The organism is Vibrio sp. 378 (assembly GCF_033339435.1).
The window spans coordinates 1-1,121 of sequence record NZ_JAWOUO010000132.1 but is presented as its reverse complement, the minus strand read 5'-3'; the positions used below and the strand labels follow the sequence as shown (position 1 = coordinate 1,121).

The window sequence follows — 1,121 nt, the reverse complement described above, 5'->3', positions numbered from 1 at the left end:
GCATAAATGCCAGCAAGAGTTAAGAACAAAATATTACGGCCAGGCACAAACGAATTCGGCAAGCCATTCTCTTGTAATTCGTGAGAAACAGGGATGTCATCACGCGTCAGAGAGCTGATAGCAAGTTCATTCAGTAAACCGACATCCATCACTTTATGCGCTTTTACACCAAGATCTTTGGCGATCTTTTGTGCAACTTCGATCTCCAGTTTATGACGTTGGCCATAATCAAAAGTGATTGCATGCACTTCATCAAACTCTTTAAGGGCTTGTACGAGACAGGTTGTCGAGTCTTGCCCGCCACTGAAAACAACAACAGCTTTTTTCATTTTACTCTCCGAGCTTAAGCAATACTTAGGTATTTATGAGTTTGAATAGATAGACGCCAATTGCGCGCGATGCACGTTTCGATACACAACTGAGTTGCGCGAGGCTTCTGGCTGATTGGTTGTAAAGCGATCACCGTTTCTGTCTTTATATCAGCGTTTGCAAGTAGTTCATCAAGATGGTCGATGTCTTTTTGCGTACCGACTGGGTGCTTGATTTCATTAGCACGCTCCAAAGCACTTCTCAGTACGGGCAATTTACCTTTCATCGCCACTTTTGGTGACACTGTCACCCACGTTTTTTCAGACGTGACGACTTCTGATGTCCCACTGGTTTCAATTTGGCACTGACAACCCATATCTTCAAACGCTTTGCTCAACGGACGCAAATCGTAAATGCACGGTTCACCACCAGTGATAACAATATGCTTCGCATTGAAGCCTTGCTGTTTGTATTGTTCTACGATGTCTTCAGCCGATGCCGTGCACCAAGTCGGAGAATCTTCCGTCTTCACCAAAATATCACCGATAGGACGCTGATCCTTTTCTTCGGCATCCCACGTTTGTTTTGTATCACACCAACTGCACCCCACTGGGCACTCTTGCAAGCGAACAAAAACGGCAGGAACACCAGTAAAGATCCCTTCCCCTTGGATGGTTTCAAACATCTCATTTAGCTTATACAACGCAGAACTCACTTAACTCATAAAACTTCGAGGCGAAGACCTTAATGGAGAGGCGTGTCTAGGTCAATTCAAACCAAAAATTAATTGTTAAAATAGCCCATTTTGTAGT

At 44.1% G+C, this 1,121-nt stretch carries 2 protein-coding genes; both read right to left on the bottom strand.

Annotated features, from left to right (window positions below):
• Positions 1 to 329 (bottom strand): 7-cyano-7-deazaguanine synthase (locus tag R7Q48_RS24615; RefSeq protein ID WP_318132729.1); only part of this gene is annotated, 329 nt, incomplete at its 3' end.
• A 14-nt stretch (positions 330 to 343) separates the two neighbouring features.
• The gene (gene queE, locus R7Q48_RS24610) at positions 344 to 994 is read right to left on the bottom strand and encodes a 7-carboxy-7-deazaguanine synthase QueE (protein WP_029806992.1); all 651 of its coding nucleotides are present in this window, start codon (positions 992 to 994) and stop codon (positions 344 to 346) included.
• Positions 995 to 1,121 lie beyond the last annotated feature (127 nt).

Bases quoted from the DNA above. Each gene is read 5' to 3' on its own strand.
- queE (WP_029806992.1), bottom strand. From the start codon at position 994: ATGTTTGAAACCATCCAAGGGGAAGGGATCTTTACTGGTGTTCCTGCC.